Origin of the sequence: uncultured Senegalimassilia sp. (assembly GCF_934630535.1) — a bacterium.
In the GTDB taxonomy this organism is placed as follows: domain Bacteria; phylum Actinomycetota; class Coriobacteriia; order Coriobacteriales; family Eggerthellaceae; genus Senegalimassilia.
On record NZ_CAKTVU010000011.1, the window covers coordinates 1 to 15656 of the forward strand.

Genomic DNA, 15656 nt, shown 5'->3' on the forward strand with positions numbered 1-15656 from the left:
GTCTAGATTATTTGCCAGCATCCGAAATCGGTATTGGCAAACGATGCGAATCTTGCTATGAACGCATCGTTTTGTGTGGGGTTGTGATGTCCGAGGGCTGTTGCTTCGCCCATTTCAGAAACGTCGTATGTGAAACCCCCAACGACTCCGCCGCTTGTCGGCTGTTCAAGCAGCCGTCTTTCCACTTGCGGTGCACCGCGTCGAACTCTTCGGGCACGACCAGCGCCGGCCGCCCCAGCTTCACGCCTCGCGCTCGCGCTGCCGCAATCCCCTCCGCCTGGCGCTGGCGGATGTTATCGCGCTCCACATGCGCCACGTAGCTGAGCAGCTCCAGCACGATGTCGGCGATCAGCTTCCCCGTCACCCCGTGGCCGGACGTCGAGCGCGTGTCGAGCAACGGCATGTCCAGCACCACGATATCGACGCTCCTCTGCTTGGTGAGCAACCGCCACTGGCCGAGTATCTCGTCGTAGTTGCGGCCAAGGCGATCGATGCTCTTCACCACGAGCACGTCGCCAGGTTGCAGGCGCTCGAGCAACGATCGATACCCGGGGCGGTCGAACGTGCGCCCGCTCAGGTAGTCGACGAACACCGCCTCCCCCGAGACACCCACGGCTGACAGGGCATCGATCTGCCTGTTCAGGTTTTGATCCTTGCTTGACACCCTTGCATATCCATACATGGTCATGACTCGCTCCTTTCTGCGCCCGAAAGCGCACCAAGAACGGTCGGCATCGGTCAGTCTATCGATATTGCGTCCGGATGCAAGCGGGTTTCGCGCATGTTGCGGAACGGTTGATGATTCGAACTTAGATCGTGATGCCAGGACCAACCCGCCCACCGCAACTACGTGACGCTTTGAGTGTATCCAGCCCTAACATCCCCAAGGAGCATCCGGCTCTGCGTGTACCGCCTACGCGCCTTTGCGACGGCGAAAGGACGTGGGCATCGCCAAGTCCGCAGGATATAAGACGTTTGCGGAGCGCCCAGTTTACCGATGCACATGCGCCGACGTTCGGCCCACCTCGATTGGGCCGGAAAAAGCAAAGCCTCCCGCTCCCACGCTTCGTCAGAAGCCGGAAACGGGAGGTTTCTCGCTGATACGCGCAAGTTACGGTTGACCAGCATGCAGGTCCCGAGATTCGCGAATAGACCCACCAACGAAAGAAGCTGGTGGGACCCGCAGCCCAAAACGCCCTGCCGGCTTTCGCCGGCAGGGCGTTATCGATCTTCAAACGCTGAGCCGGCCGAATGGCCGGCGCATTCGCGTACTAGTCCGTGAAGTACTTCACGCCGCTTTCGAACAGGGGCATGAACTTGTCGCCCGGGACGTTCTTGTACAGACCGTCGCCGCGACGCTCCACGTGGCCCATCTTGCCGAGCACGCGACCGTCGGGGCTGGTGATGCCCTCGATGGCCATGACCGACCCGTTGGGGTTCACGTTCCAATCCATGCTGGGCTGGCCGGCCTCGTCGACGTACTGCGTGGCGATGCGGCCCGTGACCTCGAGCTCATGCTGCAGCTCGGGGCTGCACACGAAGCGGCCCTCGCCGTGGCTGATGGCCACGGTATGGATATCGCCGGGCTCGCACTGGGACAGCCAGGGGCTCAGGTTGCTTGCCACACGCGTGCGCACCAGGCGGCTCTGATGGCGGCCGATGGTGTTGAACGTGAGCGTGGGGCACTCGTCGTCCATGGGGCGGATGTCGCCGTACGGCACCAGGCCCAGCTTCACGAGCGCCTGGAAGCCGTTGCAGATGCCCAGCATCAGGCCGTCGCGGTTGAACAGCAGGTCGCGAACGGCCTCGGTTACCTCGGGGGCACGGAAGAATGCCGTGATGAACTTCGCCGAACCGTCGGGCTCGTCGCCGCCGGAGAAGCCGCCGGGCAGCATGATGATCTGGCTGTTCTTGATGGCCTCCACCAGCGCCTTCGTGCTCTCGGCCACGGCCGAGGGCGTGAGGTTGTTGATGACCAGCGTGTCGGCCACGGCGCCCGCCTGCTCGAACGCGCGAGCGGAATCGTACTCGCAGTTCGTGCCCGGGAACACGGGGATGATCACGCGCGGGCGCGCGATGGTGCCGTTGTAGGTGAGCGGCAGGCGGTTGTCCACCGTCACCTGCTTCACGGCTTCGCCCTGCTGGCGGTACGGGTACACGCTCTCGATGGCGCCCTCCCATGCCTCCTGCAGCGCGGCCATGTCAAGCTCCTCGCCCGCGGCGGTGAAGCAGTAATCCTCGGTGGTGGCGCCCAGCACGACCACGTCCAGGTTGTCGGTTGCGGCGGGCAGCTGCGCGCCGTCGGCCAGCTCCACCAGGAAGCTGCCGTACGCGGGCGCGAACAGCGCGTCGGCGTCGACGTCGTCGAGCTTCACGCCCAGGCCGTTGCCCACGCACATCTTGAACAGCGACTCGGCCATGCAGCCGTAGCCCGGCGTGCAGACCGCCAGCGCGGCGCCGCTGCCGATGAGCTCCTGCACGGCGTCCATGGCCGCCAGCGCGTCCTCGGCCGCGGGCGCGATGCCCTCGGCGTCGTAGCAGCGCGGGGCCACCAGCGCCACGCGATGGCCGGCGCCCTTGAACTCGGGCGACGTCACGCGGCCGACCTTGCCCACCGCCGTGGCGAACGACACGAGCGTGGGCGGCACGTCGAGCTGCTCGAAGCTGCCGGACATGGAGTCCTTGCCGCCGATGGAGCCGATGCCCAGGTCCACCTGCGCCATGAGCGCGCCCAGCACGGCGGCCGTAGGCTTGCCCCAGCGGTTCGCGTCGCCGCGCAGGCTTTCGAAGTACTCCTGGAACGTCAGGTACATGTCCTGGCGCTTGAAGCCGGCCGCCACCAGGCGCGCGACCGATTCGACCACGGCAACGTAGGAGCCGGTGAATTGGTCGGCCTCGGTGAGGTAGGGGTTGAAGCCCCAGGCCATACCGCTGCACGTGGTGGTCTCGCCGCCCACGGGCAGCTTGGCAACCATGGCCTGCGCCGGCGTCAGCTGGTTCTTGCCGCCGAAGGGCATGAGCACCGTGGCCGCGCCGATGGTGGAGTCGAAGCGCTCGGACAGGCCCTTGTTCGAGCACACGTTCAGGTCGGTGACCAGGGCGTTCATGCGCTGCGCAAGGGTATCGCCCTCCCACGTGCGCTCATAGGCGCCCGCCTGGCCCACATGCACGGCCTGCTGCTTCGGCGCGCCGTTGCTTGCCAGGAACTCGCGGCTGAGGTCGATGATGGCGTTGTCGTTCCACATGACGCGCACGCGCGCATCGTCGGTGACCTCGGCGACCACGGTTGCCTCGAGGTTCTCCTCGCGCGCATAGCGCAGGAACTCGTCCACGTCGGAGGCGGCGATGGCGCAGGCCATGCGCTCCTGCGACTCGGAGATGGCCAGCTCGGTACCGTCGAGGCCCTCGTACTTCTTCGGCACCTTGTTCAGGTTGATACGCAGGCCGTCGGCCAACTCGCCGATGGCGACGGACACGCCGCCCGCGCCGAAGTCGTTGCAGCGCTTGATGAGGCGCGTGGCCTCGCCGCGGCGGAACAGGCGCTGGATCTTACGCTCCTCGGGCGGGTTGCCCTTCTGCACCTCGGCTCCGCAATGCTCCAGCGACTCCAGGTTGTGCTCCTTGGAGCTGCCCGTGGCGCCGCCGATGCCGTCACGGCCGGTGCGGCCGCCCAGCAGCACCACCACGTCGCCCGCTTCGGGCGTTTCGCGTCGAACATGGTCGGCCGGCGTTGCGGCCACAACGGCGCCGATCTCCATGCGCTTGGCCACATAGCCGGGGTGATACAGTTCGTTGACCTGGCCGGTTGCCAGGCCGATCTGGTTGCCGTAGCTGGAATAGCCGGCGGCTGCCGTGGTGACCAGCTTGCGCTGCGGCAGCTTGCCGGGCAGCGTCTCGGACACGGGCGCCAACGGATTGGCGGCACCGGTGACGCGCATGGCCTGGTACACGTAGCTGCGGCCCGACAAGGGGTCTCGGATGGCGCCGCCCAAGCACGTTGCCGCGCCGCCGAACGGCTCGATCTCCGTGGGATGGTTGTGCGTCTCGTTCTTGAACAGGTACAGCCAGTCCTGCTCCTCGCCGTCGACGTCCACCTTGCACTTCACCGTGCAGGCGTTGATCTCCTCGGACTCGTCCAGGCCAGTGAGCACGCCCTTGGACTTGAGCCACTTCGCGCCGATGGTGCCCATGTCCATCAGGCAGACGGGCTTGGCCTGGCGACCCAGCTCGTTGCGCATGTCCATATACTGGTCGAAGGCGGCCTGCACGCGCGGGTCGTCGATGGCCACATCGGTCATCTCGGTGCCGAACGTGGTGTGGCGGCAGTGGTCGGACCAGTAGGTGTCGATCATCTTGATTTCGGTGATGGTGGGGCAACGGCCTTCGCTCTGGAAGTACTGCTGACAGAACGCCAGGTCTGCCTCGTCCATGGCCAGCTCGCGGTCGGCGATGAACTGCGCCAGGCCCGCGGCGTCAAGGTCGAGGAAGCCCTCGAGCACCTCGACCGGCTCGGGCTGGGGCTGCGCCATGGCCAGCGTGTCGCGCTGCTCAAGCGAAGCCTCGCGAGCCTCGATGGGGTTGATGACGTAATGCTTGATGGCCTGGACGTCTTGATCAGACAGCGGGCCGGACAGCAGGTACACCTTCGCGCTGCGGACCTCGGGGCGCTCGCCCTGGCTGATGAGCTGGATGCATTCGCTTGCCGACGCTGCGCGCTGGTCGAACTGGCCGGGCAGGAACTCCACGGCGAACACCTGCGCGCCGTCGGCCTGGGGCAGCTCGGCCGAGGCGACATCGACCTGGGGCTCGCTGAACACGGTGGGAACGCACTGATCGAACAGCTCCTGCGAGATGCCCTCCACGTCGTAGCGGTTCACCAGACGCAAACCCTCGAGCGAGGTGATGCCCAGGATGCTGCGCAGCTCGTGCGCCAGCTGCTGGGCCTCAACGTCGAAGCCGGGCTTCTTCTCCACATAGATGCGGGAAACCATGGACGTCCTTCCTAGTCGTCTATGCGGATGGCGGGCCATCCGCGATCGGGCGGGGCAAGGGCGACGGCCCTGCCCCGCTTCCTTCCTAAAATGCAAGCGGGCACCGCGTGGGCACCCGTTTGTTTTCCGTCTTGCTGGGCCGAGACGGGCAGACGGCCTGCTTGGCCGCGCCTACTCGTCCTTCTTCTTTTTGCCGAAGCCGAACAGGCCCTTCTTCTTGGGCTCGGACTCGGCGGGCTGCTCGGCCGCCTGCTTCTCGGCGGCGCGCTGCTGCGCCTTGGCCTTCTTCTCGGCCGCGCGCATCTCCTTGGTGGGATGGCTGAGCACCTCGTCGGCGTACTTCTGGCGCAGCTTGCGGCATTTGCCCATGTCGATGTACAGGGCGGCGATGATGAACACGTAAGCCAGGCCCAAGGTGACGTACATGATGGGCGCGGGCATGCCGAAGTTGTTGCCTGCGAAGCTGGTTATGGTCAGGATGATGGCCAGGATCAGGCAAACCCACCAGATTTTGCGCAGGCGCTTGTATTCAGGGGTGGGCGGATTGTAGAACTGGCGGTCGCGCTCGGCGGTTTTGGCGCGCTGCTGCTTGCGCTCGGCCTTCTTCTGCTGGGGCGTCTTCTTCGTGGACTCGATGCGCACCGAGGATGCGGCCTTCGAAACCGGCTTCGCGGAAGCGGCCGATTTGCGCGTAGCGCCCTTGCGGTCCTCGGATTGGTAGCGCTCGTTCATGGGGTTGCGTTGTGTCATTCTCACTCCTTCGCCCGCCTGCCGGCAAGCGAACCTACTCCTGCTGCGGTCGCGTGCGGCGCCCCGCATCTCCTTCGGCGCGCGGGCCGGCTTGACGCCGACGCCGCTTGCCTGGGGCCGATCCGGAACGCCGCATGCGCCCTTGCGAACCTTTACTGCTTATGCGGCCCTGCCGGGCCCGGGGCTTAGAAGTCGAACTTCTTGCCGGAAATCTTCTCGTACGCCGCGATGTACTTCTGGCTGGTGCGCTCGATGACCTCCTGGGGCAGATGCGGCGGGTTGCCCTGACGGTCCCAGTTGGCGTTGAGCCAGTCGCGCACGTACTGCTTGTCGAAGCTGGCCTGGTCGCGGCCCGGCTCGTAGGCGTCGCCCGGCCAGAAGCGGCTGGAATCGGGCGTGAGCACCTCGTCAGCCAGGATGATCTCGCCGTCGATGACGCCGAACTCGAACTTCGTGTCGGCGATGATGATGCCGTTCTCGGCGGCGTGGTCGCGGGCGACGGAGTACACCTTGATGGCCAGGTCACGCAGCTGCGTGGCGGCGTCCTTGCCGAGGATTTCCGCGCAGCGCTCGAAGCTGATGTTCTCATCGTGGTCGCCGATCTCGGCCTTCGTGGAGGGCGTGAAGATGGGCTCGGGGAGCTTGGAGGAGTTCACCAGGCCCTCGGGCAGCTGGATGCCGCACACGGTGCCCTGCTGCTGGTACTCCTTCAGGCCGCTGCCGGCAAGGTAGCCGCGCACGATGCACTCGACGGGGAACATTTCAGCCTTCTTCACCAGCATGAAGCGGCCGCGCAGATAGTCGGCGTAGGGCTTGAACTGCTCGGGCAGATCGGCCACGTCGGCGCTGATCAGATGGTTGCCGATGACGTCCTTGAGCTGCTCGAGCCAGAACAGCGAGATCTGCGTGAGCACCGCGCCCTTGTGCGGGATCTCGTCCTCCAGGATGTAATCGAACGCCGAGATGCGGTCGGTGGCCACCATCAGCAGCTTGTCGCCCAGATCGTAGATGTCGCGCACCTTGCCCTGTGCGTCCGGCTTGATATCGATTCCGCTCATGCCTGCTTATCCTTTCCCCATGAGAGTTGCGCCGGGCGCGGGCGGCGCCCAGCCGGCATTTGCGCGCCGTTTGCGGCGTGACTGTAACGTTGCCATTATCGTCTATTTTCCGTCGTCGTGCGACCGCCCGAACGGTATCCCCGTTTTCTGCGCATGTTGCTGCGCGCGTTGCTGCTCCTTCTGGTGCCGCTGCGCCTCGCGTTGCTGCTGGCGCTGCTGTTGCTGCTGCTCGCGCTGTTGCTGGCGTTGCTGCAGCTGCTGCTCGCGTTGCTGCTGTTGCTGCTGGCGCTGCTGCTGGCGCTGTTCGCGCTGTTCGTCGCCCTCGCAGTACAGCGGCAGGTTGATGGTGAAGCAGGCGCCCACGCCCTTCTCGCCCTCCACGTCCACGTGGCCGTTGTGGCGGTCGACGATCTCCTTCACCACGGAAAGGCCGATGCCCAGGCCGCCGCTCTCGCGCGTACGGCCGGCGTCCGCGCGCCAGAAGCGGGAGAACACCATCTTCGCCTCGTCGGGCGAAAGGCCGATGCCCGTGTCGCGCACCGCGATGGCGCACATGCCCTCGTGGCTGGACACGCTGACGGTGATGGTGCCGCCCTCGGGCGTATAGCGCACCGCGTTGGAGATGAGGTTGGCCGTGGCCTGGCGGATCATGTCCGCGTCGCCGCGCACGCGCACGCCGCGCTCCACCTCGTAGATGAGCTTGAGGCCCGAGTCGGACACGTAGGCCTCGTGCGTGGAGATGATGCCGCTGATAAGGTCGCCCACCTCGAGCACTTCCTTCTTCATGGGCGTGCTGCGATTCTCCAGGCGCGAGAGCTTCAGGATGGCGTCGACCAGGCGGCTTAGGCGTTTGACCTCGCCGTTCACCGTTTCAAGGCGCTCCTCATCGGCTTCGAAGACGCCGTCAACCATGGCCTCGACCGTTGCCTGGATGGCCATGAGCGGCGTGCGCAGCTCATGCGCGACGTCGGTGGTGAGACGGCGTTCGAGCTTGCGGTCGCGCTCGATGGAGTCGGCCATCTCGTCGAAGGTCATGCCCAAGCGCGCGATCTCGTCCTCGCCGCGGATGCCCGTGCGCGCCGACAGGTCGCCTTCCTTGATGGCGCGGGCGGTCTGCGCCATGGTGTTGACGGGGCGCACCAGGGTACGCGCGAACAGGAAGCCGATGCACGACGCCAGCACGATGGCCAGCACCGTGGCGAACACCATTGCCTGATAGGAGTTGTTGGAGAACTGCTCGTCGGCCTGCGTGAGCAGGGTTTCGCTTCCGTACACCCAGATGCGCACGGACCCCACCGCCGCGCCACCGTACTCGATGGGCGCGCTGGCGAACTGCTGGCTGGCGCTGGCGGGCGGCGCCAGCGTGCGCCCGCTGCCCGAGCTCGACGACACGCCCGCGCCCGATTCGCTTCGGGACGACCCTGTGCCGTCGTCGATGGTGACCGCCGAGGAGTCGTACACAGCCTTGCCCGTGGTGTTGTCGACGACCGCCACGCCCACGCCGCTGTTCAGGCTTTCGGCATACTTCGCCACGGCCTCGACCTGCGGGTCGTGCAGGGTGTGAGAGGTGCTGTACACCTCCTCGATGCGCGTTGCCGTGCTTTCGGCGAGCGACTCCATGTTCTCCTGCGTGTAGGTATGGAAGTGCTGCTGCCACACGAACGACAGCACGCCGATGGCCACCATGGCGGTCATGGCGGCGATCAGGGCGAAGGCCATGGTCATGCGCGTGGTGTACGTCAGGCTGTTCCACCAGTTCACCACGCCCTGATACGGCTTGCGCCTTTTCTTTTCCTCGGAGGGTCGCTCAACCACGACCGGCCCCGTGGTGGCGGAGCCGGTCGAAGGAGCTTCTTGCGTTGTATTGGTATCGGTATCCACGTGGGCTCGCGGCCTTTCTTCCAGGAAGGAGGCGCGGCCGCGCGCTTGCGGCCGCGCGCTTGCTAGCTTACTGACCCTGCTTGGTGGGGTCCTCGAAGCGGTAGCCCACGCCGTGCACGGTGTGCAGCCACTTGGGGTTGCGCGGGTTGTCGCCGATCTTGGCGCGCAGGTTCTTCACATGGGAGTCGATGGTGCGCTCGTAGCCCTCGAAGTCGTAGCCGAGCACCTTCTCCACCAGCTCCATGCGCGAGTACACGCGGCCCGGGTAGCGGGACAGCGTGGTGAGCAGCTTGAACTCGCTGGCCGTGAGGTCGATCTCCTTGCCGGAAACCATGACCTTGTGGCCGGACACGTCGATGGTGAGCTCGCCGAACTCGAGCACCTCGCGCTGGGGCTCGGAATCGGCGTGCACGCGGCGCAGCAGCGCGCGGGCGCGGGCGACCAGCTCGCGCGGGCTGAACGGCTTGACCAGGTAGTCGTCGGCGCCCAGCTCCAGGCCGATGATGCGGTCCTCGACCTCGCCCTTGGCGGTGAGCATGATGATGGGCACGTCGGAGTTGTCGCGGATGGCGCGGCAGACGCGCTCGCCGGGGACGCGCGGGAGCATAAGGTCGAGGATGACCAGGTCGAAGTGGTGCTTGGAGAACTCCTCCAGCGCCTCCTGGCCGTCGCCGACGGCGGTTACCCAGTAGTTCTCGCGCTCAAGATATGCGGTTACGGCATCGCGGATGGCCTTCTCGTCCTCCACCAGCAGGATGCGCCTAGTTTCGTTGCTCATGGTTCACTCCTTAGGAAGCTGTTGTCCATGCTTTCATCACCTCGCACGCACGTCCCCTTGCGCGGCCGTGCGGGTGAAGGGTGTTTGGGTTTATTGTAACAAGTCAAGTCAAACCCCTTCGCGCCTGTAGGCGAAATGACATAATTACCGCCATGGCAACCCGAAGGACACAACAGGGCGGCGCAGGCCGCCAACCCTCCCGAGCAACCCGCACGAGCAGGAGCGCCGCGCAGCCGGCCCGCCCCCTGCGCGGCGCCTCGGCGCGCCCGCGTACGGCCGCTCGCGGCGTTTCCGCACATGGGACGGCGAAAAGCACGGCCCCGCGCGCCGCTTCCGCACCCCGGACGGCGGGCAAGGCGGGCGCCCCTGCGGCACGCACCGCGCAGCGCACGCAGGTGCGCGCCCAACGCGCCGCGGCCGGTCGCGCGCGCCGCGATACCGGCACCTACGTAGGCGCCGCCACGCCCACCCCGCTCTCCGGCACGCCGGGCCTGGGCGGCATCGGCATCTCCGGCGGCTCCCCCACCGGCCGCGGCACCCCGCGACCGGCCATAGGCGACGGCGCCCAAACGCTCATCACGCGTCGCGGCCTTTTGCTGGGCGCGCTCGGCGTGGGCGTGCTGGCGGCCGCCGGCGCAGGCGCCGCCGCGATCGCGGGCGGCAAGGATTCCTCCACACCCGATATCCAAACGCTGAAGGTGCCCACCGACGCCGTCTTCACCATCTCCGACCTGTCGCAGGTGGAGAACACCGACGATTGCGCGGAGCAGCAGGGCTCCTACGACCTGCCCTACGGCTCCCTGGTCTGGTGCAACGATTCAAAGTTCGCCTGCTGCCTGATTCCCACGGAAAAGGCCCGGCCGCTGGCGCAGGTGGCCACGCTGGCCCTGTCGTCGGGCACGTCGGCCGTGGTGCTGGACAAGGCGCGCGGGCAGGACGAGGGGTTCGAGATCTACGACGCGCGCTGCACCTCGCAAGGCGTGGTGTGGACTGAGGCGAATATCATGGACGGCACCTGGCGGATCTTCGCCGGGAAGCTGAACTCCAACGGCGACGCGCTCTCCAACATACAGCAGCTCGACGAGGGGTCCACCGATCGGTTCGAGACCCCCACCATCGCCGCCGTGGGCGGGCATGCGTTCTGGCAGGTCATGCCGCAGGCCGACAGCACCGTCACCGCGGCATCGCAGATCGCGCAGCTCAAAAGCGCCTCCATGGGCAGCTCGGACGCCAACGTGGTGTACGAGTCGGCCGGCCGCATGGCAACGGCGCCGTATGCGGCGGGCGACGGCGTGGTCATCACACCGCGCGTCACCGGCGCATCGTCGTATTACCAGCTCACGCGCGTAAGCGAGAACGGCGACGTCACCGACACGCTGACGCTTCCCGCGTCCATGAAGCCGCTCGAGGCGGGCTACGGCAAGACCGGCTTCACGTTCGCGTTCGACGCCACGTACAGCTACGGCGATGGCATCGCCAGCCTGGGCACGTACGCCCCCGCCGAGTCGCCGGGCAGCGGCGGCTACAGCGCGCAGAAGTGGCTGCGCTTCGACCGCACGCCCACCACCGCGCCAGCATGGTGCGGCAACTGGCTGATGGTGAAGTCCACGAGCGCCGTGTGCGGCGTCGACTTGCAGGGCAAGCGCTACTTCGCGCTGTCCGCGGAGAACGGAGCCGACGACTACGGCGAGTGGCTGGCCTCCAGCGGCCAGAACGACACGGTGGTCACGTACTCCAATATCGACTACACGCCCATCGGCGGCGAAGCCGTGAACTGCTGCCGCGTGAAGGTATGGAAAACGAAATAATCGCAGGTTGAGGGCCCCGCGAGCGCGGGGCCTTTTGCGTGGGCGGGGGTTGCGGGGCCCGAGCAGGCCGCCTCGGCGAATGGAAGACCCGAGCGAAAACCAAGCTCGAGCAGTTTCCGAGGATGAAGCTGAAAGAAAGCTATGTAGGGGAACTATGTTTTATGTGGCAAACATAGTTAACTATGGGTTATCATTACCGTTTAGTTAACCTGCGCATACATCATCGCCAGTCATCGCAGCTGGAACAGGGGCCCTGTCCGCAGCTTCGCTCCAGCGAACCCCAAATGGTATAGGCGCGAGGAAACGCATCCGCACGGACAATCAAAGAAAGGAAACAGGATGATCGAACGCAACGCGATTCGACGGGTCCTGGCCACGGCAGGAGGCAATGCTTCCAAAGGCGTGATGGCCATGGCGCTCACGTTGTCGCTAACCCCGGTGACGGCACTTGCCCAAACCGACGGCAGCGAAATAGAAGGGGCAGCCGGCTCCGATGCTACCAACACTGAAACGGCTGCCCCGCTAGCGAGCGAAGACGCGGAAACGTCTTCTAGCTCAATCGAGGATTATACCTTGTCGGGAGGCGAAAATCCCGTTTCCGCGCAAGAAGCATCCTATGATTTGACCAAAATCGCAGACGGCGAATACCAGGGCAAGGCCGTAGCCGATTCCAACGACCCCCTGAACAAGGGCGATGAGTGGAATGCGAATAGCTACGAGGTTTCGGTCACGGTAACCGTCGCAGGCTCCAAGATCGCGAAAGTCGAGGTTGCCAACTATGACACTCTTGGCAACGACGACTGGGACCGCATGGACAAGGCCGTGAACGGCTTCAAGCAAAAAGGAACTGTCCATGAGGGCGTTGTCAGCCAAATCGAAAAAGCCGGCAACACCAGCAACATCGACGCCGTTACCACGGCGACCATCTCCTCGAACGCCATCAAGACCGCGGTCGATAACGCGTTGCAGACCGCTTACGACGAGCAGAACGCAAAGCCGGCTGAAAGCGAGTACACCTACGGCTATGCGGGATTGACCTGGGCAGAGTATTGGGCAGCCGAGGGAGTTCAGGCTGCAGGGTCTACGGCGTCTTCCAGCGACCTTGACTCTCGAAGCGAGGCCGACAAGGGCGCATTCGATGCCGTTACCCGTGCCACTGCGAATCATGGCCTGCATCGCGGCAGCTATCAGTGCATGGCCACCATTTACACCAACGAGGGTGCAACCTTCGAGTTGGCGACCTGGGCAGTTGACGGAACGTCCTTCACCACTACCGATGGTAAGACCGTAACGTGGAATCGCGGCAGCATGACCTGCGATGGCGCCAGCTACACCTTGAAGGACTACGAGGTCACGGGTCTGAAGTACGTGCCGGTGAAGGTGAAGACCTCCGACCTGGATGCCTTTAAGGCGACGCATCGTTTCGTCGCCAACGGCGAGACGTTGGCAGGCGGTTACGGCGAGGGGCAGCTATCTTCGTATTCCGGTTTGGTTGCCGATGTCGATGCTGACACCAACGGCCTGAAAACCGTCTCCGTCTCCGATGGCTCTTGCAGCTTCTCCGCTGCAGCCGTTGGCACGGACTCCGGCATCAAGGACCAGGCGCTCAAGACCGCTGACCTAGCCAACATGGGCGCAATCGTCAAGGAAGCCTCCGGCTCTTACGGCGAGTTCCTTCGCGTTGACTTCACGCAAGGGTTCGCAGATCTTGGCGCCAACATGCAGGCAGTGACTTGGACGTATTACGGCGATGACGCAACGCGCACCAACGCGCTTGCCACGTTCGGCACCAAGTTCGCCGCCGACAACTGGATGCACAAATCCATGGGCATCCAGCTTGGCCTGACCGACTCGCTGCGTTGCCAGCTTCCCGCCGGCACCAACGGCACCGGTTACTGGACCGTTACGGTGCATGCGCTCGGCTACGCCGACGCTTCTTGGGATTTCCAGGCAACCGAGGACAACATCGTCGGCGCCAAGGCGCCTGTGACCGAGGCGACGAAGGCGCAGCTGCAAAGCCTGTACGACAAGGCCGCCGCTCTCGATAAGTCCAAGTACACCGAGGACTCCTGGACCGCATCGTCCATCGAGACGGAGACCGCCGAGACCAAGGAGCTGCTGGAGAAGAAGAACCTTGGCGAAGCCGAAGCCGCCGAGCAGATCACGCACCTCCAAGGTGCTCTTGACGCGCTGGTCAGCCTGTATCCCGAGGCTGGTTCGTACGTGCTCATGAACATCCCGTACAGCCAGTTCTATGCCGCAGAGCAGAACAACTCCGGCACGGACGTGGTGACGTCCGCTACCAAGCAGAAGACGCTGGCCGGTTCGCTGGTTTCCGGTTCTTATCACGTGAACGCCGACGGCAGCGACATCACGGGCGCCACGTTCGCCGTTAAGGTCGGCTCCGAGGGCATCGATTGGTCGAAGTTCAAGCGCGTGACGGATTCCGACTCCGTCGACATCACCACGTCCATCAAGGGCAAGACGTCCACCACGACCTATACCGGTCGCGACGCCCTGTTCCAGGCGCCGAGCTACTCGTACTACGTGCTGCCCAAGGGCGAGACGCCAGTCAATTACAAGGAAGTCACGGTTGATGGCTCCGGCAACTTGAAGTTCGGCGCGGTTGAAGGCGAGGCTGCCGTCGCCCTGCCCGACGTCACCGCGGAGTTCACCACCGACAGCAAGTACGGCGATTACGAGATCGACTTCAACAACCTGCGCGAGCAGATGGTCGATACCGACGGCAACCAGGCGGTCGTATACGGCGCCGTGGTGAACGCCGCCGACGAGGCCGGCAACATCGAGGGCTACGGCATGCGCGCCCTGGAGAACATCTGGAAGAGCAAGGAGCTTGCTTGGAGCTGCGGTTTCGTGACCGAGTCTCACAGCAGCCCGCTGAGCTCGCGGTACTACACGTCCATGATGGGCAAGACCATCAAGTCGGTGGTGTTCTACACCTCCACCGGCACCTACACCGTGGCGATGGACCAGTACGTTCCGGTCAAGGTTTCCGCAGATAAGGGCGCTATCTCCATCCAGAAAAGCGCTTCGCTTGACGACGCTTCCCTCATCGGCATGAGCCCGACGCTGCCCGAAGGGTTCGCTGCGCAATACAGCATCGAGGGCTGGAACGGCGATGTCGAGGTGTCGAACCCCTCTTCCGGACCGCACGCTTCCGTCGCGAAGATCCCTGCCGGCACGCAGCCTGGCAGCTACACGATCGTTGCCACCGACAAGAACGGCAAGTACGCGCCCTTGAGCGCAACGTTCACGTTGACGACGGCGAAGAACGCTGCCGCGTTCGATGCTTCCAGCTTGAAGCTGACCGCCGCCGACGGTGCCACCGAGAGCGACCTTGCAAACTATCTGGGCAACATCTCCCAGGTGACGGTGAACAACGTGGTGTACAACGCGCAGGGCAAGGGCGCCGTGAAGATCATCAACGAGAACGGTTCCCTGAACCTTGCCGCGAACAAGGACGGCTCCTTGGTGTTCGCCGCGAACGGCGCGTACGAGGTCGAAGTCGTCGCAACGGGCTACACCAGCAACCTGAAGTTCACGTACGCCAAGGTCGCCGACAAAGCTGCGCTTGAGAGCGCCATCCAGTCCGCTCTGAAGCTCGACAACGGCCAGAACGCCTACACCGCAAGCAGCTGGTCTGCCTTCCAGGCGGCGCTCAAGGATGCTCAAAGCGTGAACGAGTCCGTTTCCGCCACTGACGAGGAGGTCGCCAACGCGCTTTTCGCCCTGCAGGGCGCCCAGGCCGCACTTGCCGCAACCCCCACCGCAGATCAGCTTGCCGACCTGCGCGCGGAGATCGAGGCCGGCTCCAATCTGAAAGAGGCCGACTACACGTCCGAAAGCTGGGCTGCGTATCAGCAGGCCGTGAAGGCTGCGGAGGCGCTCTTCGGCGATGAGAACACGTCCGCCGCCGACGTCGAGTCCGCTACGGCCGCCGTGAAGAAGGCCCGCGAGCAGCTGGCCAAACCGATCGTCGAGAATCCGCCTGCCGGCGGCACCGGGACGGATAACTCCGGCAACGGTAGCGGGACGGATGGCTCCGGCAACGGTAGCGGAGATGGCACCGGGACCGGGACGGACGGCGCTGGCAACGGCAACGGCGCGGCAGCGAGCGCAACAGGCGCGGACGCCACCTCCGGCCTTGCCACCACGGGCGACATCGCCCCGGTAGCGGCAACGGGTGCGGCCGCCATCGGCGCGGCCGCACTGGCCGCAGTGGCGCGCTTCATACGCCGCCGCACGCGGGAATAGATTCCGCACAATATGAAAGCGCAGGTGGCGAAGAGGCCTTCGCCGCCTGCGCCAAAGCGATGCATTGCAGATTATGGCGGAGCCCAGGCTCCGCCATAAGGCCGTTTGAAGGAGA

At 65.0% G+C, this 15656-nt stretch carries 8 protein-coding genes; 2 read left to right on the forward strand and 6 right to left on the reverse strand.

Annotated features, from left to right (window positions below):
* Nucleotides 1-55: 55 nt before the first annotated feature.
* The 6 genes from Q0D52_RS06805 to Q0D52_RS06830 form a co-directional block, all read right to left on the reverse strand.
* Nucleotides 56-688: a recombinase family protein gene (locus Q0D52_RS06805; protein ID WP_294381221.1), complete on the reverse strand. Its 633-nt coding sequence runs from the start codon at nucleotides 686-688 to the stop codon at nucleotides 56-58.
* 583 nt (nucleotides 689-1271) lie between these two features.
* A complete protein-coding gene (locus Q0D52_RS06810; RefSeq protein ID WP_294381223.1) occupies nucleotides 1272-4991 on the reverse strand; it encodes a phosphoribosylformylglycinamidine synthase in 3720 nt (1239 codons plus the stop codon).
* Nucleotides 4992-5162: 171 nt separating this feature from the next.
* Nucleotides 5163-5741: a hypothetical protein gene (locus Q0D52_RS06815; protein WP_294381225.1), complete on the reverse strand. Its 579-nt coding sequence runs from the start codon at nucleotides 5739-5741 to the stop codon at nucleotides 5163-5165.
* A gap of 185 nt (nucleotides 5742-5926) precedes the next feature.
* Nucleotides 5927-6799 carry a phosphoribosylaminoimidazolesuccinocarboxamide synthase gene (locus Q0D52_RS06820; protein WP_294381227.1) on the reverse strand — a complete coding sequence of 291 codons (873 nt, stop codon included), beginning with the start codon at nucleotides 6797-6799 and terminating at the stop codon, nucleotides 5927-5929.
* Nucleotides 6800-6901: 102 nt separating this feature from the next.
* Entirely contained in the window at nucleotides 6902-8680 is a 1779-nt protein-coding gene (locus Q0D52_RS06825; RefSeq protein ID WP_294381229.1) for a HAMP domain-containing sensor histidine kinase, read from the reverse strand.
* 67 nt (nucleotides 8681-8747) lie between these two features.
* Nucleotides 8748-9458 (reverse strand): response regulator transcription factor, encoded by a 711-nt coding sequence (locus Q0D52_RS06830; protein WP_042432516.1) that lies wholly within the window; start codon nucleotides 9456-9458, stop codon nucleotides 8748-8750.
* A 152-nt stretch (nucleotides 9459-9610) separates the two neighbouring features.
* Between Q0D52_RS06830 and Q0D52_RS06835 the strand changes: the two genes are divergently transcribed.
* The gene (locus tag Q0D52_RS06835) at nucleotides 9611-11266 is read left to right on the forward strand and encodes a hypothetical protein (protein ID WP_294381231.1); all 1656 of its coding nucleotides are present in this window, start codon (nucleotides 9611-9613) and stop codon (nucleotides 11264-11266) included.
* 339 nt (nucleotides 11267-11605) lie between these two features.
* Nucleotides 11606-15541, forward strand: coding sequence for a penicillin-binding Tp47 domain C-containing protein (locus tag Q0D52_RS06840; RefSeq protein WP_294381232.1), 3936 nt, complete (start codon nucleotides 11606-11608; stop codon nucleotides 15539-15541).
* Nucleotides 15542-15656: the final 115 nt, after the last annotated feature.